The organism is Bacillus sp. JJ1562 (assembly GCF_036962705.1).
GTDB lineage: Bacteria > Bacillota > Bacilli > Bacillales > Bacillaceae_L > Ferdinandcohnia.
Genome location: NZ_JBALOQ010000002.1, coordinates 11,694 through 37,197, shown reverse-complemented (window position 1 = coordinate 37,197; position 25,504 = coordinate 11,694). Strand labels below are relative to the sequence as shown.

The following is a 25,504-nucleotide window of genomic DNA, read 5'->3' as shown; positions in this document are numbered from 1 at the left end:
TTTCACCTACTTCACTGTCATTGCATGACTCCCTAAGTCCTCATAGCTTGCAAAAAAGGCATCTGCATCATATATGATTTGTCCCTGCAATGGGTCCATTACGTGCACCGTATCGCCTACATAGCCATTTAGGACAACTGAATGTAAGTTTGTCGGCGCATCGAATTTTGTATTAGTGTCATGAATATTCCAAGAATAATTCACTTTCTTCTCACTTAAATCTAAAGTTACCCAAACCACTACTGGGTTACCCTCTTCAAGCTCCATCATGATTTCCTCACGAGAACTCCCACTTAAGTCTACAGGTTCTAATTCAGCTCCTACCTCGCCTAAGTACGTTTTAGCCGCTTGTACAATCGGAGGTGCATAGGAAAAGAATCCACTCCACTGCCTTGGGTTTCCCGCATATGCCTTATGTGGATCTGGCCCATACAATACGTTGTTGATTGTTGTAAAGGGCTCCTTCTGCAAATAATTGTCAGCCATGTCTAATTTGGTTACATGATAGCCATGGAAATTTAATATCGAGGTTAACGATGTAATTTCACAGCCATTTGGCAACTCGGGTAACTGGAGTACCTTTTCAACTGGAATAAATACTTCAATTTTACCGTTCGTTACTTCACGATATGGATTGGTTTCCTGGGCATACACAGTTGAGTGCTCAGAAAACGCTCCATTTGTTCCAGAAAGTACACTTTTAGTAATTCCCTTAACGGTTTCAACATTCATTAATAAATAAATGACACATATGAGGTTCAAAAATAATAGACCACTTACTATTTTTTTCACTTCTATCTGCCCCTTTTTGAAACAAATACGCCTTGGCGTATTTGCGCCAAGATTTTTAAGGCCCACACGATGTGGGTCACAAAGACGTTGCCACAGGACATGGCGTTCTTAGTCTTTGATCCTAAGCCCGATAAGCTTCCTTTGAAAATCTGTGGCATCCGCCGGAGGCTTAACTTTATTCAGCCGGTGTTATGAACCACCACGCAAATTTATACTCTTTGCTTTCTTCCCCAAACTATACCAGTAGAGGACATCTACTGAATAAAGTTAGAAAACCACTAGAAACCATGTATATGTGGAAAAACAAATTTTATAACTCAATGAAAAATTTCTTATACCATACAAGGAATACATAGACCGTATAGATGTTTCTTGCATAGTTATGTCTTCCATGGTAATGGTCATCAAGGTATTTCATAAGCTCATCTGTTTGGAAGAATTCTTTTGCAATATCAGACTCGAACATTTCTTTTACGATCTTATAGTATTTCTCTTCGCGAAGCCAGTGTCTCATTGGAACTGGGAATCCAACCTTTTCACGATTAGCCCATTCCTCTGGCAGCACCTTTTTAGATGCAGCACGAAGAGCATATTTTGTATCAATGTCGTTCACTCGTAAATTAGTAGGGATGTTAGAAGCCATTGACATAACTTCTTTATCTAAAAATGGTACCCGTAATTCAATAGAGTGAGCCATACTCATTTTGTCTGCTTTAAGGAGGATATCTCCTGGTAACCAAAGTTTGAGGTCAAGATACTGCATTTTTGTTACATCATCTTTTCCTTTAACCTTATCATACACTTTTTTCGTAATACTTTGTATGGAAGGGCCTTTTTGATAATCATCTTTTAAAACCTTGCGAGCGTCCTCTTCCTCAAAAATTCTCGCTTGGCCAATGAATTTTTCCTCTACCGGTTGGCCACCCTTTACAAGGAAGTTTGTGATTTTGTTTTTTGGCAGTGCAGCACTAATCCCAGAAATCATACGACGGATCCCAAATGGAATCTTTTCGTATTTTTCTAGCTTTCCAGAACTTTGGTACCAGACATATCCACCAAAGATTTCATCTGCACCTTCACCAGAAAGAACAACCGTTACATGTTCACTTGCTAATTTCGATAAAAAGTACAATGGAACGGATGATAGGTTTGATTGTGGCTCATCCATGTGATATTGGATCGTAGGCAGCATGTCAAAGGCCTGCTCTGCCGTCATCAGTTCTTTATAGTTTTCAATTTCAAGGATATCGGATAGATCCTTGGCTAAGTTTGTTTCATTGAAGATTCCCTCATAATCCTGGAATCCTACAGAAAATGTTTTATTTGGCATTAATAAAGCCGTGATATAACTTGAATCAACACCACCTGAAAGGAAGGAACCAACCTTTACATCACTAATTTTATGGTATTTCACAGATTCCTTTAAGGTATTGTTAATTTCTTCAATATAGTGGTCCAGCCCTTTATCTTCGGCATTAAAATCAATATCCCAATAAGGCTTGATTTCAATATTCCCTTTTTTATAGAGCATGTAATGACCAGGCTTTAATTTATAAACACCTTTGAAGAATGTCTCATCGAGCACTGAATATTGGAAGGTTAAATAAGGCTTAATCGCATCTTTATTTAGCTCCTTCTTAAAAGCTGGCTGTTTTAAAAACGACTTGATTTCAGAGCCGAAAATAAGAGAGTTATCTGTTGTATTTTGGGTATAGTATAAAGGCTTAATCCCAAAGATATCACGTGCAAAAAACATCGATTCATTGTTTTTATCCCAAATCGCAAATGCAAACATCCCGCGGACCTTTTGTAAAAGGTCAACCCCATATTCTTCATAAGCATGGATAACAACTTCACTGTCAGAACCGGATTTGAAAATATGGCCTTTTTCAATCAAATCCTCACGAAGCTCTTGATAATTGTAGATTTCACCATTGAAAACTAAGACACAGCTACCATCTTCATTGAGCATCGGCTGGCTTCCTTCATCAGATAAATCAATGATGCTTAGGCGGCGAAAGCCTAAGGTTGCATGATCGTCTGAAAAATAGTTACCACTATCAGGACCTCTATGAATAATCGTGTCCATCATATCATTTATTACTTGTACTTTATCTATTTCAAGTTTTGAGTCAGCAAAACCAACGAAGCCACACATAGTTTATCACCTTTTTATTTTTATAAATTTTCTAGTTGACTGTAATTTGAGTTTGTTTTTCCGTTCATTAGCTATTAGTTCCTTCACAATCTCTTTTTCATTAAACGGAATTTCCTGATTGCCAATTACCTGTGCAGTTTCATGGCCTTTTCCTGCAAGAAGGATAACATCCCCGTCTTGACTGTTTTCAATTGCATATTTAATCGCTTCTCGACGATCTATTTCTACATGATATTGCCCATTAACCTCATTCATGGATTCTACTATTTCTTTCACAATTAAATTAGGATCCTGCTCCTTCGGATTATCAGAGGTCACAATCGATAAATCTGCATATGTGGCTGCAACTTTCCCCATCGCACTTCTTTTATCACTACCATCTTTTCCGGGTGCTGCATAAACACCAAAGACCACAATGAGTCTACCTTTCGTATAAGGCCTTAAAGTTGAGAGTGCTTTTTCTAAACTATCTTCTGTGTGAGCAAAATCAACGACAACCTTTCTACCTTTATCTTGGTAGATGACCTCAAGCCTTCCTCTTATTCCCTTAACAGCATCCATTCCTTCTTGAATATCTTCCAATGAAATATGATTGGTGTATGCACAAGCGATAGCTGCTAAACTATTATACACATAAATGACACCTGGTATATTTACTTTTATACCTATTGAACCAGTTGGCGTATTTAATTGAAAAGTGCTGTAGTCTGCATAAAAATGAAGATCGGTTGGGTATATGTCTGCTTTCTGATTGATACCATACGTAATAATGGATTTATTCGAGTCTTTTACCCTATCCATTAGTCTTCTTCCATATGAATCGTCTACATTAATAATTAAATGATCTTGGGCTAAATCAAAAAGCTTAGCCTTTGCGTTAAAATACTCTTCCATGTTTTTATGAAGCTCTAAGTGATCGGGCGTTAAATTCGTAAAGATGGCCGTATTAAAATTGCTATAGGCTACACGATTTAAGTCTAGCGCATGAGAGGAAACTTCCATTATGCAATCATCAATACCTTCATCTACCATCTTTGAAAATATCCCCTGTAAATTTAATGATTCAGGAGTCGTATTTTTATTTTCAAAATGCCTATTGTTTATTATAGTACCCATTGTTCCTATCAGACCAATGGATTTTTTTGCCTGTTCGAAGATAGATTTAACAAAATAGGTTGTAGATGTTTTACCATTCGTTCCTGTAATCCCAATAAGATTTAATTTTTCAGTTGGATTATCGTAAAAGTTTGCAGCAATTCTAGCTAACGCTAATCTTGTATCCGAAACCTTGATGATTGTCACATAATCCTCAAGCCAAATATCTCTCTCAACAATAATGACAGATGCACCTTTTTTAATGGCTTTTTCAATATAGTCATGACCATCAACTGTGAATCCTGATATGGCAACAAAAACACCGTTCATTGTTACTTCCCTAGAATCAAAAGCAATGGAGGTCACATCTACCTCAAGACTTCCCTTTATTTCGGTATAATCCAGATTACTTAAAATTGATTTTAAATGCATTGTTATCCACTCCAATTAATGACCTTAACTTACCCGCATTATTTCTTAATTTTCTTTAGTAGCTTTTTGGAAATTATACCGGCATATGAAAACGCAGGCTTCGGATCCTTCCAATCCCAGATCGCATATGCCTTCGGTTTAAAGAAGGACTTAATGACCTGTGCCTTCGTTAATTGACCCGTTTTTAAATAACCCTTTATTGCGTAGAAGTCTTCATACGCATACCAAAAGACCAGATTCGTGTCGTGTTCAATCGCTTTAGGTGGTAATGGATTACCTGTTAGTTCACGATATGTGATATATGGGAAGTTAAGCCCAACCTTGTATAACAAACTGTTCAAGTTGGTTATTCTTACATTTAGTTCAATTAAGTAATACTTACCCGTTTCTGAATCCTTTTTAAATTCTATTTCTACAAAGCCTTTAAATCCAATTGCTTCTAAAAACTTAGAACCGATTTCATAAAGCTCTGGTACATATTTCTGTCCAGTATACACAGATGCACCAAAATTTATAGGGTATTGACGGTATTTCTGACAGGTCATCCAGTGTGTTACCTTTGCTTCTTGATTTAAATACGCGTCAAATGTATACATATGGTCATCAAATCCAGGTATGATTCGTTGGACAATGACTTCTTGTTTTGCGTCTTTTGCTTTTTGTAATGCCTCATCCAATTCCTGTCGATTGTGAACCTTGAATAACTTCCTACGGAAAATAGATACAAACGTAGGAGAATCAGTAGGCTTGACTAAACATGGAAACTGAATGTTTTCTTCAATTTTTTCATAAAAGTTTTCTTCTCCAAGATGAACCGTTTCCGGGACCGCCATCCCGTGTTCCACGGCCAGCTTATGTAATTCATCCTTATCCATCGTTTTCGTATAAAGTCCTTGCTCCGTTTGAGGGATAAGATAGAACTCTTTTAGTTCATCTAAATATTCGTCTATCACTTCTACATAGGAGTCATGACATGGAATTAAAACCGGTTTTGCGGTTTGCTTTCTTGCATATTCCTTTAAAAAGGATATAAATTGTTCCGTTTCCTTTTTATAATGTGGTGCAATTACTCGCTCCGAACAATATTTGGATTCCGCTCCGTACGTATTTTCATAAGAATAATCGACGGCTACCGTATGTATGCCTTCTATACCCAAACATCTCATTGTGCTTAAGCCTATATAATAATTGTTTCCTAAAACAACTGCTTTATTGTTCATTTGTACCAGACTCCTTGATTATCTTCCTAAATTGACCTTTGTCTAACATTACAATATTGACACAGAATAAGGGGTGTTTCAAGATGAAATACACCTTATTCCCTCTTGTTATCAAGCTGTAACAATTGAAAAAAAGAAACAAAAAATAGAGTACAGTATAGATAATTTCGTACTCCATTCCCCTTTTTCGACTTTTCCCCATAGATTTATCATCATTGTTCTATTATATACTATTCCACAGTTCCATTCTTTTAAGGCTCTATCGGAAAGTGAAATTTTTGATCGCTTGTTCCTGAGCTAGAAAAAGTTCGCTCCACATACTGAATTTCTGTATCCGACATTAATAATACGGTCGAACTTCTCGTCCCATACCCATTTGTTTGAATAAATAAGGAAGAAAGAACTCGTTCCAATTCAAGTGATACTCCCGTTTTAGGTAGAAGATTATCATTTGGTCGGTCTGTGTTCTGAAGTAAACCTAACAGGTCCTCTACTAGATTGTCTTCCTTAATGACATTTGAAAGCCCATCTTTTCCTTTTTCTACTTTCGGCCATTTTGTATTGAGCAGATGGTTGCTGAGCCCATGGATGCCCGGCTTTACTTTTTCGAGGCTTTTTCCAACATTTGAATAATAATAGAGATTATCCGGATCACCGACTAATAGATTGTAGCCCGGATACTGGTCGTTTGATTTTTCTAGCTGCTTCATATATTCAGCAATCTGGCCATTGTAGGTAAGCGCATCTTTTACAAGTTTTCCTCTCGATTGTTTTCCTTCTAAAATCTCACCTGTGTCTCGATAGTTTGTTATGGCTGCAAAACGTCCGGGTTTTGTGACCCCCATCCAGGTTCCCATTTTTTCAAGATCTCTTCCCGCCAGAAGAGAAGGCTCATCCTCCCAGAAGTGAATCGGAGCTGTTGGCCGCTGAAGAAACTCATCCCGGTTTGCAGCAACTATTATTTTATAGACCGGATGTGCTTGATAGGCGAACAAAATTAAACACATTCTACCCACCGCCCTTTTTCACAAATTATAACATTTATTTCCTGTTTCCGTAAAAACCTTAGCCTAGATAAAACTTCCATACAAAAAAGCAAGGGCAATCACCCCTGCTTATATGACGAAACTACTTCATTCAAGGTTTCACTTTTAGATATCAATACTGATGAGTTTTTGAAGTTCGCGCGCCTTTAGTTCTCTTCTTAAAATTTTCCCGCTGATTTTTGTCTTTGGAAGTTCATCCAATACTTCAATTTCCCTTGGCGCCGCATGGGCAGCAAGATTTTGTTTAACAAACACGCGAATATCTTCTAATAAATCTGTTGATGGACTATAACCTTTCTTTAATACGATAAACGCCTTTACAATTTCTCCTCTTAATTCGTCAGGTTTTCCAATCACACCTGCCTCTGCCACTGCTTCGTGTTCAATTAGCTTGCTTTCAACCTCAAATGGACCAATGCGTTCACCAGATGAATTAATCATATCATCGCTTCGTCCCTGGAAAAACACATATCCATCCTCATCTAAAATAGCCAAATCACCTGATACATACCAACCATTTAAAAAATACGAGTTAAATTTCTCTTCATTTTTCCATACTTCTCTCATAATGGATGGCCAGGACGCTTTTATGCCAAGATGGCCAATCTGTCCATTAGGAAGTGAATGTCCATCATCGTCTAGAACAGCTACTTCGATTCCAGGAAAAGGCCTTCCCATTGAGCCTGGTTTAATAACCTCTGATGGCAGATTCACGATCAATTGCGCTCCTGTTTCTGTCATCCACCACGTATCATGGATTCTTTTCCCTAACGCTTCGATTCCCCAGACAATGACTTCAGGATTTAACGGCTCACCCACACTTAAAATATGGCGTAGTGAAGTAAGATCGTATTTTTCCAGCACACTATTTCCTTCAGCCTTCAGCATTCTGAATGCGGTAGGTGCACTATACCAAACCGTTACTCCTGTTTTCTCAATCGTTGAATACCAGGAATCGGCATTAAATCTACCTCCATTGACCACAATTGTTGCGCGATTTAGCCAAGGAGCAAAGATTCCATACACTGTTCCCGTTACCCAACCAGGGTGTGCTGTACACCAATAAACATCATCCTCTTTTAAATCTAGGACCCATTTGCCCGTTTGGTACTGCTGAATCATCGCTCGATGTGCATGAACAATCCCTTTTGGCTTCCCTGTTGAACCACTCGTATAATGAATGTTAAGCCGAGCCTCTAGATCTAACCATTCAATGATATTATTCTCGCTAGGAGTTTCTGCTAATGCATCCACAAGAGAGATTTCATTTTCCTCACACTTTTCCGGCCCCTCCGTAATGAACACTGTTTCTAATGAAGGCAATTCTTGCTTTGGAACTCTTTTCACCAACTCTGAGTCTGTAATAAGAAATCGACCTTCACAATCCGAAATACGGTCCCGAACCGCATCCTCCATGAACGCTTCAAATAGCGGACCTGCAACAGCCCCTAGCTTAACCGCTGCGATCATCGCAATATAGCAGTCAGGGTTTTTCGGTAAAAAGATAAACACAATATCTCCCTTTTTCACTCCGTACTTCTTCAACACTGTCGCTAGGTGGTCCGATTTATCTTTTATATCTTTAAACGTAAAAATTTGTTCCTCATCTTCATTTACATAGTGAAGGGCGACTTTGTCTCCATATCCTTCTGCTACATGTCGATCAATGCATTCATGGGCCATATTCACTTGCCCCGTTTGATACCAACTAAATTCCTTTTTGATTTCCTCCCAGGAAAAAGACGTGCGAACCTTATCATAATTATGAAGATTATAGTCTCCGTCAAAAGGTTTTATGAAATCTAATTCTGTGGCTGTCAATTCATCTATCCCCTTTCAATCAAATGCGCCTTGGCGTATTTGCGCCCGAATTTTTCGAGCAAGCTCGAAAAATTCCTTTAAAAAATCGTGGCATCCGCCGGAGGCTTTAACTTTATTCAGTAGAAGCCAGGGCTTCTGCTGAATAAAGTTAACTTAATAGTGCTAGTATTTCTGCCTTCATTTCTGCTAACTTTACATCCCCACGGGACCTTGGCTTTGGTTCATTAATTTGTATGGATTGATAGATTTCGCCAGGCTGCCCTTTTAACACGATAATCCGGTCACATAAATATAGGGCTTCATCGATATCATGGGTAACTAAAATCAAGGTAGATTTATATTTATCCCAAATGGTCAACAACAAATCCTGCAGTTGCATTTTAGTAAATGCATCAAGTGCACTAAATGGCTCATCTAACAGCAATACTTCTGGTGCTGTAATAAGCGCCCGGGCAATCGATACACGTTGCGCCATCCCGCCGGATATATCCTTTGGATAGTGACTTTCAAAACCCTGCAACCCAACTAGTTTTACATATTCTTGTGCCTTTTCATTTTTCTGACTATCATTCTTTAAACCAAATGCGATATTTTCGATTACTTTCAACCATGGCATTAAACGCGATTCTTGAAAAATAACTCCTACCTTTTCATGAACAGATTTGATCGTGTCACCGCTGATTTCCACCGAACCTGAATAATCCGGGTCCAATCCAGATAAGACGCGCAATAAGGTACTTTTTCCACACCCACTCGTGCCTAGCACACCAATGATTTCACCTTGTTTTGTTTCAAAGCTGATGTTTTTAAACCCCGTCGTACCGTTCGAAAAGGTTCGTGAAACATTATGAACTGCTAGCATTTTTTTCATCCTTTCAGCTTACTTCACAAAGCTGTCCTGCCAATGAAGTGTTTTTTCCTCTGTTTTCTTCAAAACGGAGTCCGTTATTTTACCTAAAATTGCAAACAGCACAATGCTTGCAATGACCGTTTCAGGAGAATATGAGTTTTGACCAACGACGAGCAAATACCCAATCCCTTGACTGGCTCCCATTAATTCAGCCGCAACTACAAACATCCATCCTAGTCCTAAACCACTTCTTATCCCAACTAAAAAGGATGGCAGAGAAGCAGGCAAAATGACCTTTCTAATTAACTCGAACGTTGAAAAATTGTAGATTTTCCCTACTTCAATCAGCTTTCGGTCAACCCCCTGAATGCCTGACACAATGTTTAAATACACCGGAAAAAACACCCCAACAGCAATTAGTGTAATTTTCGATGGTTCAGCAATTCCCATCCAAAGGATAAAAAGGGGTACCCATGCAAGGGATGGAATCGAACGGAAGGCTTGAAGCATTGGATCCAATAATGCTTCCGCGATTCGAAAATAGCCGACCAATGAACCAAATATCACAGCTGCAACTACGCCAATAAGAAAACCAAAAAAGATTCGATATAAAGTAATTCCAATATGGCCCCAAAGACTGCCATCCCCAGCGAATTCAATTATTTTCGCCAGGATGACCGTTGGTGCCGGCATAAGATGCGCTTCAAGGACACCGATATGGCTTAAAAACTGCCAAATCACAAGTAAAATGGCAGGTATGATACTTCCAAGTAGGACTACCTTTACATTTCCTGATAAAACAAATTGTGTTTTCGACTTCACCTTAATTTGCCTTGATAACGCTTCGCCTTTTGTGTTCATGTTGCCTCCTCCTTTAGAGAGGGGGTGCCACTTAGAAAAATGGGCCCCTTATTGTTTTATTACTTTTTGCGCAAACGTCGGATTAATCAATTCTTCGATTACTTTTTCCAATTCAACGTCTTTTTTGATGATATCCTGTGCTTGAAGAACCTTACCCGCTTCCGTTAATGCCTCAATTTGAGATTCCCCTGGCACCGGATTAGAAAAATCATTGCGTTCATTTAATTGCTTGTGTGCTACATCAATATCAATATTTGCTGATTTTGCAAGAATTTCTGCAGCCTCTTCCGGATTTTCTAAAACCCAAGTACGAGCCTTTTCGTAAACTTCTATGACCTTTTCAACGTAACCGGGGTATTTTTCCGCAAATTCCGAGCGGACATTTAAAGTCCCATACGTATTAAAATCAGCATTGCGATAGAAAAGCTTCGCGTCTGTTTCTAATTCAACTCTTGCCATATGAGGATCTAGTCCTGACCATGCATCTACCTGACCAGATGATAAAGCCCCCGCTCCATCTCCATGCTGTAGATTGACAATCTCAACATCGGATGGACTTAATCCTTCCTCATCTAGGGCCCGCAATAGGAAAATATAGGGGTCAGTCCCGATGGTTGCGGCGACCTTTTTCCCTTTTAAGTCACTTACACTTTGAATCTTAGAATCTTTATTCGCTACAAGTGCAGTCCACTCTGGCTTTGAATAAATATAAACGGATTCAATCGGTGCACCGTTTGCTTTTGCCATTAAAGCAGCTGCCCCTGCAGATGAACCAAAATCAGCGCTTCCACTGTTCAAGAATTCGAGGGCTTTATTACTTCCCTGGCTAAGAACAAACTCAACCTTAATTCCTTCTTCCTTGAATGCTTCCTCTGCCCAACCAAATTCTTTTAACACAAGACTAGTTGGAGAGTAAAAGGCATAATCTAATGTAATTTTTTCTGGTTTTTTGTTCCCTTGGCTAGCTTTACCTGTGCTATCGGAACAACCGACAATCCCAATTAAAATCAGTGCTGCAATAAGAAATGTACCTATGTTTTTCATATCTCGTCTCCTCTTCACTCAGTATTTTTATAGAAAAACTCAAGATTATACTAATGTAATTCCAAACCTTCATCTTTTAAGCGATAGAAAAAGCCCTCTTCAATAAGAAGAGGGCTTTTTTCCTCCTCTTATCTCTCAGGTATTTATACCTGTTGGAATTAGCACCTTTTCAAGAATAATCTTGAAGGTTGCCGGGTTTCGTAGGGCCATGTCCCTCCACCGCTCTGGATAAGAGTCTTTATTAAATTAATACGTTCCTGTTTTGCTTTATAAAAGGATTATAGTATGTGAAAAATCTAAAGTCAAACACTTTTTTAAATATTTTACCTAATTGGAATATTATTTTGAATCCAAATCGTATCCCTATACCTATGTATTCTAAGCAAAAAAAAGACGTAAAAATATATTGTGTCTGATTTGTGAAGCCTATTGCTTTTACCAGAAATCCATTGTATATTAAGAGTGTAGAAAGTTAGTGAAAAACTTCACAAACAAACTACACAAAAGCTGGCAGCTAAGCACTCATATTTTTTTACAACAACTTGTGAAGAGTTTCACAAATCAATTATAAGGGGAGATTAGAATGAGAACATTCTTAAAAGGACCTAAAATGGCAGTTATTTGGACAGTATTACGAATTTGGTTAGGTATTCAGTGGATTGAAGCTGGTTTTCATAAAATTACTGGAGGATTTGACGCAGGCGGTTTCCTACAAGGCGCATTGGCTAAAGCAGGTGGTGAACATCCCGCGGTAGCAGGCTGGTACGCAACATTCCTTGAAGGCTTTGCCCTACCAAATGTTGAAATAATCAACGTGCTTATTCCTTGGGGCGAATTCCTAGTAGGTCTTGGATTAATTGTAGGTGCTGCTACTATCCCAGCGTTACTTGCAGCAGGATTCATGAACCTTAACTTCTTACTTGCTGGAACTGTAAGCACAAACCCAGTACTGTACACAGTAACGGTTATTCTCCTATTCGCAGGCGCTGCAACTTACTACTACGGTGTAGACAGATTCGCAGTACCTTACCTTACAAAACGATTCAACGAGAAAAAAGCAACAAAAACAGCAGCAAACGTTGCGTAACTAATAAGAGTGTTCCTCCTAATCCAGGAGGAACACTTTTTTGTATTCTATTCGTCATCAATTTCGCCGTCACCAATTTCATCCTCTTCTTCGATTTCCTCGATGTCTTCGCCTTCTTCAGGCATTTCATCATCTCCGCAACCCATCAAGAAAAACATCGGGAACGACAATAGTAACAGCAGTAACATCCGTTTCATTACAAAACCCCCTTTTTTCTAGGCTTTCCTTTCAATATCGAAATATGTAGACTAGATAGTGGAGACAGTAACAGCAGTTCTAAAATTGGAGGTAAGTAAAACATGCGAAAAATAAAACTAGGAACTAGTTCACTTGAGGTACCAGTTGTTGCAGTAGGCTGTATGAGGATTAATTCTTTGGAAAAGCCTGAAGCAGAAAAGTTTGTTCAAACAGCTATAGAAATGGGAGCAAACTTCTTTGATCACGCCGATATATACGGAAAAGGTGCTTGTGAGGAAATCTTTGCAGATGCGATACATATGAATGATGATGTGAGAGAAAAAATCATTCTTCAATCCAAATGTGGCATTCGAAAAGGAATGTTTGATTTTTCAAAGGAGCATATCCTTAATTCTGTTGATGGAATTTTAAAACGACTCAATACGGATTATCTTGATGTCTTACTTTTACACCGTCCTGATGCCCTTGTTGAGCCAGAAGAGGTTGCAGAAGCATTTGACCAATTAGAGTCTTCTGGAAAGGTTCGTCATTTTGGAGTTTCTAATCAAAAGCCTATGCAAATCCAGTTACTTAAAAAATATGTGAAGCAGCCAATTGTTGCGAATCAACTCCAATTAAGCATCCCAAATGCCCATATGATTGCAAATGGCGTCACTGTGAACATGCAAGTCGACTCCTCCATAAACCGTGATGGAGATGTGCTTGATTATTGCCGTCTACATGACATTACGATTCAACCTTGGTCGCCATTCCAATATGGTTATTTTGAAGGGCCATTTCTTGGCAATGAAAAATGCCCTGAATTAAATCAAAAAATTGACGAAATCGCAGAAAAATATGGGGTATCCAATACAACGATTGCGATTGCATGGCTATTACGTCATCCGGCCAACATGCAGCCAATTATCGGAACTATGAATATAGAACGCTTAAAAGACTCTGTAAAAGCAAGCGAAGTTCAGTTAACCCGTGAAGATTGGTACAGCATTTTTCAAGCTGCTGGCTACCTACTTCCTTAATTAGAAAAGCTCAAGGCGCCCATCTATTGGCTTGTGACCCCGAGCCGATGTAGCGCCTGGAGCTAGACAAAAGCAAAGAGGCATCCCCAAAGGGTGCCTCTTTCCTTTAATTTTCTGTAAATCCTGTAGCAATTACGGTCACAATTATTTCATCCTTCAAATTGTCATTAATAACCGATCCAAAGATCATGTTTAAATCCTCATGTGTTGCTGATGAAATCACGTCTGCTGCTTCCTGAATTTCAAATAGACTTAAATTTCTTCCGCCTGTGATATTTAATATCACACCACGCGCTCCACTAATGGATGTTTCAAGTAGTGGACTATTGATTGCTTTATGAGCTGCCTCAACTGCACGCCCATCCCCTTTTGCCATTCCAATCCCCATTAAAGCTGTTCCTCTATGAGACATAACTGTTTTTACATCGGCAAAATCAAGATTTATTAAACCAGGTACAGCAATTAAATCAGAAATCCCTTGGACCCCACGTAGAAGAACATTATCCGCTTCTCGGAATGCTTCAATCATCGGAGTACGTTTATCGACAATCTCTAATAATTTTTCATTTGGAATAATAATTAACGTGTCCACTGCTTCCTTCATCGCGTCAATACCAGCATCTGCATTGACCCCACGCTTACGGCCTTCAAATCGAAATGGTCTTGTTACAACACCAATTGTTAACGAGCCCAGCTTCTTTGCGATTCTTGCAATTTCCGGAGCTGCTCCGGTTCCAGTGCCGCCGCCCATTCCAGCAGTAACAAAGACCATATCCGCTCCCCTTAATGCTTCTTCGATTTCTTTTTCACTCTCTTCAACGGCTCTCATCCCAATTTGTGGATCGGCACCTGCTCCAAGTCCGCGGGTTAACGATGCGCCGATTTGAATGGTGATCTCTGCTCTTGATTGATTAAGGGCTTGTCCATCCGTATTCACCGCAATGAATTCTACACCTTCTACCCCTGCTTCAATCATTCGATTGACAGCATTATTTCCTCCGCCGCCAACACCTACTACTTTTATTCTTGCAAATTGATCTATGTATGGTTCAAACTCAAGCATGATTTTTCCTCCTTACCGCCCATTGCCAACTCCCTAAAAGAAGTCAAATTTATAATATATACTTCGTAGTAGCGCTGAGCTTTCTGTCATAATTATCCGATAAAAAGTGAAAAGAAACCACACCCAAGTACCCAAATCGCATAATATTAAATTTGTTTTACAAACTAATAACAATACATGACGAAAGGATACAAACCATGAGAACTAGGATTATTTTAATAATCAGCGTTATTATATTATTTTCGCCTATTAATACTAGCGCAAACCCCCACGACAATATCTATGTCATTCAAGCAGGTGATACATTACCTGGGATTGCGAAAAGATTTGAAACCACGGTTGATGATTTAAAAATAATCAATGGGATTCAATCAGATATATTTGTTGTAGGGCAAAGGCTTTGGGTTCCTTTTTCCTATGAAGTAGCATCTGGAGATACCTTAAAGGATATTGCTGCAAGGTTTCATTCATCTCCTGAGCAAATCAAAAGATCAAATGAGCTTGCATCCGAGCAGGTTGTCCCAGGGCAGCTTCTTAAAATTATTCCAAAAAGGATGAACATGCAAGGTGAACATATTTTAATGACAAAAGAAGAGTTTAAGGATTGGCTCATGAATCAGAAGATCAAACGAAAAATAAACCTCATCCAACAGCATCACACGTGGGTGCCTGATTATAATCGTTTTAAAAGAACCGACCATTTCATACTTTTAACAGGAATGGAAAAGTATCATAAAACCAATATGGGCTGGAAGCATATCGCCCAAAATATTACGACCTTTCCTGATGGGAAGGTTGCTGTCTCTAGGCCACTACACATTGTTCCGGAAGGCTCAATTGGCAGCAAGGCCAACTCTGTCGGAATTGCAATTGAACATGTTGGAAACTTTGATATCGGTCATGATGTCATGACGAAAGAACAACGCGATACGATCATTTATGTCAATGCAGTTCTTAGCCTTAAATTTGGACTAACCCCTTCGATTGACAGCATTACATATCATCATTGGTGGGATTTACGGAATGGAGATAGAGTGTTGGATAAAGGGCCTGATTATAATGTGAAGACATGTCCAGGAACTGGATTTTTCGGAGGAAATTCTACAACAAGTGCCAGGAAGTACTTCTATCCACTCATTATCAGTAAAATGGAGGAACTTCAAAAAGAAATGGACTAAAACAAATCCACTCACCTATAAAGATGAGTGGTTTTTTCGTCCCCTTAATAAACCGAAAAACTTTCTTTTTTAAAATAATCAGGTTGCTCCTTCTTAAATTCATACAAATGAGCGATTCCTTTTATAATATGTTCATTTACAATTTCCTCTGCCGCGGCAATATCCTTACATTTTAGGGCATTTAATATGGCCCTATGTTCATCCAAAACATGCGTCCACTCCAGTGCCTTTGTTGTAATTAAACGAAGCATTCTAACACGTTTATACTGCCCATTCATTCGGTCAATCCCCTGCCAAATTCGCTCCATCCCTAACCCTTTAAAAATTAGTTCATGGAATTCATCATCGTATGCTAGAAAATCCTTTTCATTTTCTTCTCGGAGGGCAATTTCTTGCATCGTTAAGCATTTTTCTAGTTTATATAATGTTTCAGGTGTAAGCTTTTCTGATGCCTCACGAATAGCCGCAAGCTCAACAGCTTTCCTCATAAATCGTGATTCCTCGATATGATCCGGATCAATTAAAGATACAAACGTTCCAATCTGTGGCCTTATTTCAATTAAATCTTCCTTTGCAAGCTGCATCAGAGCTTCTCTAATCGGCGTTCTGCTAACATTAAGCTGAGCCCCAATCTCACTTTCAGAAATCGGCATACCTGGCTTTAGCGTTAAATCTATGATTTTTTCATATAAATAGGAATAGACATATTCTCTTCTCGTTCCCCTATCATTCCGTCTAAATTGACTATACTTCATTGTAAAATCCCCTTTAAATGAATACCACCTATGATCGTTTTCATGCAGATTTTGAAAATTATTAATCTAGTATAATTATTTTACACTAAAACGCTTACATAAAATAGACCTATTTCCAAATACTTGTCATTTTTTATTTACTATCTCGTCTGGGTAACACGGCACTCTCCTATAGGTTATCAAATTAGTAATAATTTTGCCTCTGTTATTATTAAATTGATAATAAAAAACAGCGATTCATCTCCCACCTAAATGCTTACGCACTTTAAGGAAGGAGACTTCTCGCTGAAATGATAAAGTTAAATATGCAAAAACTTCACACATACTGGGAAAGGAACGGTTATGTCTGAATCAATTAAAGAGAGTTTTCCAGTTTGTTCATCCCTTGCAAACAAGACAAGGTTGCTTGATTCTTCGTTGGATCCCACAATGAATTTCTCGCTTGGGTCAAATACAAAATCGCGTGGCCAATTTCCTTCAGAAGAAGCCATTTCTACGAGTGTTAGCTCACCTGTAACTTCATTGACTTGGAAGACAGCAATGCTATTATGGCCACGGTTTCCAGCATATACAAACTTTCCATCTTTTGAAATATGAATCGCACTTCCTTGACTGTTTTCAGTAAAGTCCTCAGGAATAGTTGAAATGTACTGAATCTCAGTAAAGCTTCCGCTACTGCTGTCATAAGATAAAGCAATGACTTCATTGCTTAACTCTGTCATGATATAGGCATGTTTGCCATTTGGATGGAAGGCAATATGTCTTGGTCCACTTCCTGGTCGAACTGAAAGACTGCTTACCTCTTTTAAAGTACCATCATTGACTTCATAGGTTATTAGTTTGTCGATTCCTAAATCTACTGCAACCACATACTTTTCATCTAGAGTAAATCCTGAAAAGTGGGTATGTGGTTTTTCCTGTCTTTCATGTGGTCCTGTGCCTTCGTGTGCAGACACTGATTGCGAGGCTTCAATGCTACCACTTTCGCTATTCACTGAATACAACTCAATTGTACCTTTATGATAATTGGCCGTTAAAACTTGGTTATTTTCCTTATTTACACTAACATGACAAGGAGAAGCTCCTTCTGAAACGTCGTTATTTAGTGGGTTTAACTCGCCTGTTTGGCTATCTATAGTGTAGGCTACAACACCACCTGACCCTCCATCTTTTATCACAGAGTAAAGAAAGCGATTGTCCTGACTAACTGTTACATATGTAGGATTTCCTAATTCCGCAGCAAGTTTTACGTCCTGTATTTTTTGCTCTTCTGTATCTAATGTAAAAGAATAAATCCCTTTGCTGTCCCCTTTTGTATAGGTACCAACATATCCAATCATTTTGCTCATTTTATTAACCCCTTTCTTCTATTTCATGAAGTTATGTCGATTCGTGACTCGATGAATATGAACGGTTAAATAAATTTCCTCTTCCTTGGAAATCTCCCAACCAAATTGTCTCTTTAAATAGGTAATGATTTTTTGTGTGCAAGTATAAGCATCGGCATACTTTAATTTGATTTGATCATGGAAAAAGTCATCAATGGAATCAGACAGTTTTTCCTTACGCATATACCGCATGCCAAAAAAGCGAAGATGTGATAAAAATCGTTCATAGTTAACAGAAGTCTCATCAAGCTCCATTTTATAATGATACTTCACAATGTTTAAAATATCATTTACCATCTGTGCAATCTGTACAGCTGCTCCCATATTATCCCCTGAGAGCTGGCCGTTCACCAAATGCAGTGCAATTGACCCTGCTTCATCTTCATCAAGCCGGATACCTGTTTCTTTTTCAATAATGTCCAATGCTTTTAATGCAATCTGAAATTCCTGTTTGTAATATTTTCGGATTTCCCATAATAGAGCATTCTTCAATTGAATTCCCTGCTTATGTCTACTGATCGCAAAGCTAAGGTGATCGGTTAAGGCTACATATAAATAGTCATCGAGTTTAGATGGTAGCTGTGTTTTGGCATAATCCAAGATTTTCGAGGATATGTTTAAATATAGCTCTGATGTATCTTCAAGTAATTTGGCAAGTTTTTCAGTAATCCCATGCTTTTGTAGTATAAAGGTTTTTTCTACTTTTGAAGCATCAATTATGTCTCCTGACTTCCTTTGGAAAGCCAAACCCTTACCCATAGCAACTATTTCTTGATTTAGTTCATTTATACACATCACAACATTGTTATTTAAAACCTTCTCGATTTTCATGCTTACACCTCGCTCCTTTCCTTAACCAATTTCCCAATAAAAAAACCTATATTTGCTCATAAGAATACCTTAATTGATATTCAATCACAAACATAGGTTTTGTCGGCCGTACAGTTACAAACCATATAATTATTTTAAATAATTAACTTGTTAATATCAATTAAATTGACTTGCTTATTAGTCTATTTATACAAGGTCTACCTTTATTTTTCTCAAGGTTTGAGGGCAATCTTAAAGATGATATTCCTTAAGCATTTCTTCTATCGCAAACGCAACCCCATCTTCCTCATTTGTTTTAGTTGTATATTTGCAGAGATTCAAAATCTCCGGGTCAGCATTTCCCATCGCCACACCACGTCCTGCCATTTCAAGCATGCTTTTATCGTTTAGATTATCTCCTAACGACATGACATCCTTCATATCGATTCCCATGCTGTTCGCCAATTCCTTGAGTGCTAAGCCTTTTTTAGCCTCTGGGTGGTTAAATTCAAGATTTAAATATCCGGACGACGTTATCACCACTCCAGCCTTATCTTTTAGCTCATTATACACTTGCTTATGACTTTCCTCATCTTCTGCAAAGCTTAATAACTTATAAATTTTAAGATCATTCAAGGCTTCCAATTGTTCGTAATCCTCAACAAACTGAACGCTCTCATTTTGGAAACGGAATTCAATTTTTTGGTTAATTTCTTCTTCAGTTAATTCTGGATTCACTGTTTTCCACCATCGCGTCATTCTTTCGATGAATCGTTCCCTTCCAAATGAGAATAATCCTTTGCTCGTGAAAAATTCTGTATACATATTGCCAGTGTGACATGCAGTGAACACCTTCTTACAAACCGATGGATCCATGGGAATATCGCGTAAAACGTTACCGTCTATATCAAATGAACTTGCACCATTTAAAGTAATAATAGGACAAGTGATTCCCACTTCTTGAATAGGCATATTCGCAGCATCATAGGATCTTCCAGTTACAACAACGAACTTTATCCCTTTTTCCATTGCCTTATGGATGGCACGTGCATTTGCCTCGCTTACCTTACTATTTTCATTTAAAAGAGTTCCATCTAAATCAGAAGCAATCAGTTTCATATCCCAAATCCCTCTCTCGTTAATAAAAATGAAAAAACCTAAATAAACTGTCCCCAAAAAGAAACACTTTACTTAGGTTTTGCCTTCTTGACCAGTAACAATCCTACTTTTAATTATAACAAGATATAAAATTATTACAAAGTTCATGATTATTTGCATAAAAAAGGGCTACTCACGACAATACGTCTCGAGTAGCCTTTCATCCTATTCTTCAATTGGCTCTGCATTTAGAGAACCATGTTTAATAATGCTAACTAATAATCCGATTAGCCCACCGACAATAGCAGGAATAATCCAACCTAATCCTACAGTATAAAGAGGAAGTGCCGCTGTAAATACATCATTAATTGCAGCAATTTTAACACCAGCCGCATTCAATCCATCATTAATACTTAGGATGAATGTAACTAAAATACTTCCTTGGTATACTTCCTTACGCCCTTTGAATAATGGGTGTAAGAAAGTTAATGCCATTAAACACATTGCTAATGGATACAGCATAACTAAAACTGGAACAGAGAAACTAATAATCGTATTTAATCCAAAGTTAGAAATAACAGCACTGAATAAAGTAAAGATAACAGCCCACTTCTTATAAGATAAAGCAGGAATTAGTTTTGTGAAATAAGTAGCACATGATGTGATAAGTCCAATACTTGTCGTTAAACACGCTGCAATTACAATTACTGCAAGAATGATTTTTCCATACCATCCAAAGTAATGTTGAGAAGCAGCCGCTAGAACAGCACCACCATTTTCTAAAATTCCTAGGCCATCTACACTTGTTGCGCCTAAAAATGCGAGTGAAGAATAGATAACTCCAAGTAATACTCCTGCAATTATTGCCACTTTACCTGTTGATATCATAATTTCTTTTTTCGTTTTTGCACCGCGTTCTTTCATGATGTTAATGACGATAATTCCAAATACAAATGCTGCAAGTGCATCCATTGTATTATAGCCCTCTTGGAACCCTTTAAAGAAGCTATTTGCCATATAGGTTTTTGTAGGCTCTTGAATCGCCCCAATTGGGTTTACAAATGCTGCAATTATAAGAATTGCAATAACGATTAATAAAATCGGTGTTAAAATCTTTCCAACAATATCAACAATTTTACTTGACTTCAATGAAAAATATAAGGTTAATCCGAAGAATATAATTGTAAAAATAACCAATGGAATAGGGCTTGCAGGGTTCGAAACAAATGGTGCGATCCCAATTTCATAAGAAGCCGTATTTGTTCTTGGAATTGCAAATAACGGACCAATTGTTAAATAAAGAGCAACTGTAAAGAATACTGCATATAGCGGATTAACTCGACCAGCTAGTGACTCCAAATCGCTCTTTCCAGAGAATGCTAAAGCCAAAATACCTAGAACCGGTAAACCTACACCTGTTATAAGAAAGCCCAAATTCGCTGAAAAGACATTCTCTCCAGCTAACTGACCTAATTGTACTGGAAAAATTAAATTCCCTGCTCCGAAGAACAATGCAAATAACATAAACCCTACTGCTATTAAGTAGCTAAATGAATCTCTTGATGACATATTTATACCTCCTGAAACACCCTAGACATCTACTGATGATAGTTTTTCCCGATAACATATCTAGAGCATAATATTATACTAGAAACTGGCTTGCTTACAAACATCAATTTGATAGTCATTAATATATCACACAAAATACCCAAAAGCAACACTTTTCAGAAAATAGAATTATATCAAAATATTATCTAAAAAATGTAAGCATTAGGATTTAGTTCCATAGTAGGAACCAGAGGGACGGTTCTCTTGGTTCCCTAACCACCCTCATCTCAGAACACTTGGTTGAAGGAAAAATCACTTGAAACATAGAACTATGTAACTAAATGGAAATGAAAGGGATGTTCAAATGAAGATTGCTGTTTTATCCGATATTCACGTGGGTTTGAATCGCAAAAATACGGGGATGGATATCGTGTCACAATTAATAAAATGGATTACAATCAACACACCCGAAGTTTTTATCATTAGTGGGGACATGACGGCTGGTCCTGTAAAAAGCCTAGGTCTGTTGAATCAGCTGCAAGAGGAATTTCCAAAAATGAAACTTTTATTCGTACATGGAAATCATGATATTTACCATGAGGACTCTAAAACTGCATATGAAAAACTGCTTGAATTTCCAGGCAATCTAGGGAATGGCCCAGTCGAATTGAACGAAAGCTGGGTCGTAATTGGTGATAGAGGCTGGTATGACTACACTTACCGAATTGAGGGATATACAGAGGAACAGTTTGCAATTGGAATATTTAATGATTTTACTTGGCCAGATAAAACAAGTGCTCATTGGCCAAGTTCTGATCAAGGTGAAACGAAACGATACCTCGAAAAACTTGAAGGCTGGTTGAAAGAATTTGAGGGTAAAAATATCATTATGGTCACACATGTCGTCCCTTTCTCCCGATATATTCAAGTAAAGAACGACCCTAGTTGGGATTTCTTCAACGCCATGATGGGAAGTAAGCATTTCGGTGAACTTGCGGAAAAATATCAAGTGAAAAAATATATTTTTGGACACATTCATACCAGATACCATGAGCACTATAACGGAATCGAAATAATTTGCAATCCCCTTGGCTATTACCCTCATGAATGGAACACTAAAAATGCTGAAGAAGAAATTTAGACGTAAGCCTGCATCAGTTAAACGATGCAGGCTTTTGTTTCCGAATAAAAACTATTTTCTTAGAACAAATGTCGATCAATCCACAAGAAAAGAGACCTTATTAATTCGCACACGAATTAAAAGGCCCCTTTTTAAAGAATACTTTAAAAATTTACTCATTAACGTGTTAATCCACTACAGTATCGGCCCCACCTTCGCCAAATACCACGATGACCACACATGTCATCCACCTGACTTTATTATAATTGATAGCGCTTACATTTTCAATTAAAACATTTCCCTATGTTTCGACACATGGAACCACGGGGACGGTTCCTGTGGTTCCCCTAGGCAATTCATCCCGTTTCCAACCTCGTATACTTTAGTGAGCGTCTTTCTTTGAACCACTGAAAGGTCCAAATCGAAAATCCTAGCCAAGTGGCACTTGCAAAATAACCGCCGATAATATCGGTTGGGTAATGGACCCCCAAATAAATCCGACTCATCCCAATTCCGAAAATCATTATTCCACTAAATAAAAGAAGTGCTGTTCTCCCCCACCATACTGGAATATGACGCCACAACAGGAACGTGAAGATCCCATAAAACGTAAAAGCACTCATCGCATGTCCACTCGGGAAGCTATAGCCTGAGATTTCAACCAATCGATGAAAATCCGGTCTAGCCCGTTGGAACAACCCCTTTAGTATATAGTTCAAAATCGGTGACCCAATCATTACCCCAACAAACAAAATGAGTTCATAACGATGCTTCAATACTTTATATAGAAAAAACAAAATAAAAATAGATAATACAATGATAACCGGTGCTGAACCAATAAACGAAAGAAACTTCATTAGAGAGGTAAGCCACGGGGACTCCATACCCTGCACTAGCGATATGACATGGTTATCGAAACGAATAATATCATGACCATGAACAAAATAGGCAAGTAAACTAAACACGAGAAGTGAAAAAAGGAAAAGGATCAAAGCAACAGATAACTGATTTTTTAATTTCATATACAGCACACTCTTTTCTTCGGATACCTTTAGTATTTTTGAATTAAAAAAGATTATACAAAATTGGCTATTCCTCATTAAGAACAAGGGTGTGATAAAATAGAAGAACCTAAGTGAAAAAGGTTGTGTGATGTGTGAAGCGAATGCTTGCTATTAGTGATATTCATGGGGATTTAAATAAATTTGAGCGACTATTAGATCTTGTACACTATGATCATAAGCATGATCAACTTTTATTGTTAGGAGACTACATTGATCGTGGCCCACAATCAAGGGCGGTTTTAGATAAAGTGATTCAATTACGAAATGAAGGTGCGGTTGCCTTAATAGGCAATCATGAGAAAATGATGATGGATGCCTTTCGTGCCGATTCGATGAGTGTCAAGAGGTGGTTTTACAATGGTGGGATTAAAACCCTACAAAATTACGGTTACCACATTGAAAAAGATGATGCAAACTATTGGTACACAACAGAGGAAATGCCAAACCTTCTTGAAATGAATGAAGAAATCCGCCCTCATATAGAAATCCTCAAGGAGTTTTCTTACTACTATGAAACGGATACACATATTTTTGTTCATGCGGGTGTTCATCCTGAAACAACATTAGAATCTACAGACCCTCATCTACTCGTCTGGATTCGAGAGGAATTTCACAATGGATATACTGGTGAAAAAACGGTAGTATTCGGCCATACACCTACAAAATACTTACATAAAAGCAACGAAATGTATTTCGGTGGTAATAACATCATCGGCATTGATGGTGGCTGTGCATATGGTGGAAGACTTTATTGCTATGATGCTACCAATTCAAAAATTTACTATGTCGATTAAGTACCATGGGACGTTGCCACATACGCCTTAGCGTATATGCACCCGATTAATCATCCGGGGTTTGAATCCCGGATGATTAAAGTTAAATGGAACTAGGAGAACCGTCCCCGTGGTTCCTTATGATCTCGACAAACTTTGTAGATGCCGATGATAGTGGAACGTTTTTGACGTAGCAGATGCCGATGCTTCGTTTTGGGATTTTTTCTTTTAGGTGCACCTCATGTAAGATGCCCTTTTTTAAATATTCTTGTGAAAACTCCTTGGTGACACAAGCAATTCCTAGATTGATTTTTGCAAATTCTAATAGCAAGTCATGGGAACCCAGTTCAAATTCGGGTGAAATCCTTAAACCCTTCGATAACAAATACTCATCTACATATTTCCGGGAAACTGATTTTGGTTCAAGAAAAATTAACGGATACTTCATTAATTCAGTTACACTCACCTGTTTTGGTAAGAGCTTTTTGTAATTTTCACCACACACAAAAATATCATGGATATCCATGCATGGGATTTGTGCAAGGGTTGGATCATCCACTGGGAAGTTACAAATTGCAAGATCAACCTCCCCCAACTTCAATAAAGATATAAGCTCCTGGGTGGTCCCGTTTTCAATGATAAACTTGATATTCGGATATTCATTGTGAAAGGTTTCTAAATACGTCAGCAAAAAGTATTTAGAAATCGTATCCCCCACACCAATTCTCAATTCGCCTTTAGATAAATTTTTGAATTCTAAAATCATTTCCTCACCGACATTGAGTAGATTCATAGCAGATTGGACATATTCAAATAATAATTTCCCCTCGTTTGTCAAAGTAACCCCTTTTGGCGTACGATTAAACAGCCTTATATCTAGTTCCCTTTCCAATTGCATCATCGCCTGGCTGACTGCCGGCTGTGTCATGAAAAGGTCCTTTGCTGCCTTCGAAAAACTCCCATTCTTAGCAACTATACTAAAAACCTTATATAAATCTAATTTACCTATCATATAACTCACCCTTATACCCATTATTAGATATATTAATTTTACTTATATCACATAATAGATGTATAGTACTAA

The 25,504-nt window shown here is 38.0% G+C and carries 22 protein-coding genes, 1 pseudogene and 1 riboswitch; of the genes and pseudogenes, 5 read left to right on the top strand and 18 right to left on the bottom strand.

What is annotated here, in order from left to right; all coding sequences use genetic code 11:
- Positions 1-6: 6 nt before the first annotated feature.
- From V7097_RS00250 to V7097_RS00210, 9 genes are all read right to left on the bottom strand, one after another.
- The gene (locus tag V7097_RS00250; RefSeq protein ID WP_335701580.1) at positions 7-792 is read right to left on the bottom strand and encodes a C39 family peptidase; all 786 of its coding nucleotides are present in this window, start codon (positions 790-792) and stop codon (positions 7-9) included.
- A gap of 310 nt (positions 793-1,102) precedes the next feature.
- Positions 1,103-2,950: an asparagine synthase (glutamine-hydrolyzing) gene (gene asnB, locus V7097_RS00245; protein ID WP_335701579.1), complete on the bottom strand. Its 1,848-nt coding sequence runs from the start codon at positions 2,948-2,950 to the stop codon at positions 1,103-1,105.
- Between the two features lie 6 nt (positions 2,951-2,956).
- The gene (locus V7097_RS00240) at positions 2,957-4,477 is read right to left on the bottom strand and encodes a UDP-N-acetylmuramoyl-L-alanyl-D-glutamate--2,6-diaminopimelate ligase (RefSeq protein WP_335701578.1); all 1,521 of its coding nucleotides are present in this window, start codon (positions 4,475-4,477) and stop codon (positions 2,957-2,959) included.
- Between the two features lie 38 nt (positions 4,478-4,515).
- Complete coding sequence (locus tag V7097_RS00235; RefSeq protein WP_335701577.1) at positions 4,516-5,697, bottom strand: carboxylate--amine ligase; 1,182 nt, start codon at positions 5,695-5,697, stop codon at positions 4,516-4,518.
- Between the two features lie 251 nt (positions 5,698-5,948).
- Positions 5,949-6,704, bottom strand: a complete 756-nt coding sequence (locus V7097_RS00230; protein WP_335701576.1) for an NRDE family protein — start codon at positions 6,702-6,704, stop codon at positions 5,949-5,951.
- Positions 6,705-6,848: 144 nt separating this feature from the next.
- On the bottom strand, positions 6,849-8,564 hold the full coding sequence (gene acsA / locus V7097_RS00225) for an acetate--CoA ligase (RefSeq protein WP_335701575.1): 1,716 nt from the start codon (positions 8,562-8,564) through the stop codon (positions 6,849-6,851).
- Positions 8,565-8,712: 148 nt separating this feature from the next.
- The gene (locus V7097_RS00220; RefSeq protein ID WP_335701574.1) at positions 8,713-9,426 is read right to left on the bottom strand and encodes an ABC transporter ATP-binding protein; all 714 of its coding nucleotides are present in this window, start codon (positions 9,424-9,426) and stop codon (positions 8,713-8,715) included.
- Positions 9,427-9,444: 18 nt separating this feature from the next.
- A complete protein-coding gene (locus V7097_RS00215; protein ID WP_335701573.1) occupies positions 9,445-10,275 on the bottom strand; it encodes an ABC transporter permease in 831 nt (276 codons plus the stop codon).
- A 48-nt stretch (positions 10,276-10,323) separates the two neighbouring features.
- The gene (locus V7097_RS00210; RefSeq protein ID WP_335701572.1) at positions 10,324-11,319 is read right to left on the bottom strand and encodes an aliphatic sulfonate ABC transporter substrate-binding protein; all 996 of its coding nucleotides are present in this window, start codon (positions 11,317-11,319) and stop codon (positions 10,324-10,326) included.
- A gap of 125 nt (positions 11,320-11,444) precedes the next feature.
- Positions 11,445-11,554: riboswitch (SAM riboswitch) on the bottom strand.
- Positions 11,555-11,902: 348 nt separating this feature from the next.
- Between V7097_RS00210 and V7097_RS00205 the strand changes: the two genes are divergently transcribed.
- Complete coding sequence (locus V7097_RS00205; RefSeq protein WP_335701571.1) at positions 11,903-12,406, top strand: DoxX family membrane protein; 504 nt, start codon at positions 11,903-11,905, stop codon at positions 12,404-12,406.
- A 47-nt stretch (positions 12,407-12,453) separates the two neighbouring features.
- Here the strand turns inward: V7097_RS00205 and V7097_RS00200 are convergent, their stop codons facing one another.
- Positions 12,454-12,603: a hypothetical protein gene (locus V7097_RS00200; RefSeq protein ID WP_335701570.1), complete on the bottom strand. Its 150-nt coding sequence runs from the start codon at positions 12,601-12,603 to the stop codon at positions 12,454-12,456.
- A 102-nt stretch (positions 12,604-12,705) separates the two neighbouring features.
- On the opposite strand from V7097_RS00200, the gene V7097_RS00195 reads away from it, so the two are divergent.
- A complete protein-coding gene (locus V7097_RS00195) occupies positions 12,706-13,623 on the top strand; it encodes an aldo/keto reductase (RefSeq protein ID WP_335701569.1) in 918 nt (305 codons plus the stop codon).
- Positions 13,624-13,735: 112 nt separating this feature from the next.
- Here V7097_RS00195 and ftsZ read toward each other — a convergent pair.
- Positions 13,736-14,686 (bottom strand): annotated as a pseudogene (gene ftsZ / locus V7097_RS00190) (cell division protein FtsZ); the annotation flags it as partial.
- A gap of 197 nt (positions 14,687-14,883) precedes the next feature.
- On the opposite strand from ftsZ, the gene V7097_RS00185 reads away from it, so the two are divergent.
- Positions 14,884-15,864: a LysM peptidoglycan-binding domain-containing protein gene (locus V7097_RS00185; protein WP_335701568.1), complete on the top strand. Its 981-nt coding sequence runs from the start codon at positions 14,884-14,886 to the stop codon at positions 15,862-15,864.
- A gap of 44 nt (positions 15,865-15,908) precedes the next feature.
- On the opposite strand, the gene V7097_RS00180 is transcribed toward V7097_RS00185, so the two are convergent.
- The 5 genes from V7097_RS00180 to brnQ form a co-directional block, all read right to left on the bottom strand.
- Positions 15,909-16,619, bottom strand: a complete 711-nt coding sequence (locus V7097_RS00180; RefSeq protein ID WP_335701567.1) for a GntR family transcriptional regulator — start codon at positions 16,617-16,619, stop codon at positions 15,909-15,911.
- Between the two features lie 299 nt (positions 16,620-16,918).
- Positions 16,919-17,968: a lactonase family protein gene (locus tag V7097_RS00175; RefSeq protein ID WP_335701566.1), complete on the bottom strand. Its 1,050-nt coding sequence runs from the start codon at positions 17,966-17,968 to the stop codon at positions 16,919-16,921.
- 18 nt (positions 17,969-17,986) lie between these two features.
- Positions 17,987-18,838, bottom strand: a complete 852-nt coding sequence (gene licT / locus V7097_RS00170) for a BglG family transcription antiterminator LicT (RefSeq protein ID WP_335701565.1) — start codon at positions 18,836-18,838, stop codon at positions 17,987-17,989.
- A gap of 231 nt (positions 18,839-19,069) precedes the next feature.
- Positions 19,070-19,936, bottom strand: coding sequence for a Cof-type HAD-IIB family hydrolase (locus tag V7097_RS00165; RefSeq protein ID WP_335701564.1), 867 nt, complete (start codon positions 19,934-19,936; stop codon positions 19,070-19,072).
- Between the two features lie 204 nt (positions 19,937-20,140).
- A complete protein-coding gene (gene brnQ, locus V7097_RS00160) occupies positions 20,141-21,484 on the bottom strand; it encodes a branched-chain amino acid transport system II carrier protein (RefSeq protein WP_335701563.1) in 1,344 nt (447 codons plus the stop codon).
- A gap of 343 nt (positions 21,485-21,827) precedes the next feature.
- On the opposite strand from brnQ, the gene V7097_RS00155 reads away from it, so the two are divergent.
- Complete coding sequence (locus tag V7097_RS00155; RefSeq protein WP_335701562.1) at positions 21,828-22,604, top strand: metallophosphoesterase; 777 nt, start codon at positions 21,828-21,830, stop codon at positions 22,602-22,604.
- Positions 22,605-22,939: 335 nt separating this feature from the next.
- On the opposite strand, the gene V7097_RS00150 is transcribed toward V7097_RS00155, so the two are convergent.
- Positions 22,940-23,605 (bottom strand): phosphatase PAP2 family protein, encoded by a 666-nt coding sequence (locus tag V7097_RS00150; protein WP_335701561.1) that lies wholly within the window; start codon positions 23,603-23,605, stop codon positions 22,940-22,942.
- A gap of 134 nt (positions 23,606-23,739) precedes the next feature.
- On the opposite strand from V7097_RS00150, the gene V7097_RS00145 reads away from it, so the two are divergent.
- Positions 23,740-24,441, top strand: coding sequence for a metallophosphoesterase family protein (locus V7097_RS00145; protein ID WP_335701560.1), 702 nt, complete (start codon positions 23,740-23,742; stop codon positions 24,439-24,441).
- Positions 24,442-24,523: 82 nt separating this feature from the next.
- On the opposite strand, the gene V7097_RS00140 is transcribed toward V7097_RS00145, so the two are convergent.
- Entirely contained in the window at positions 24,524-25,432 is a 909-nt protein-coding gene (locus tag V7097_RS00140; protein WP_335701559.1) for a LysR family transcriptional regulator, read from the bottom strand.
- Between the last annotated feature and the right edge of the window lie 72 nt (positions 25,433-25,504).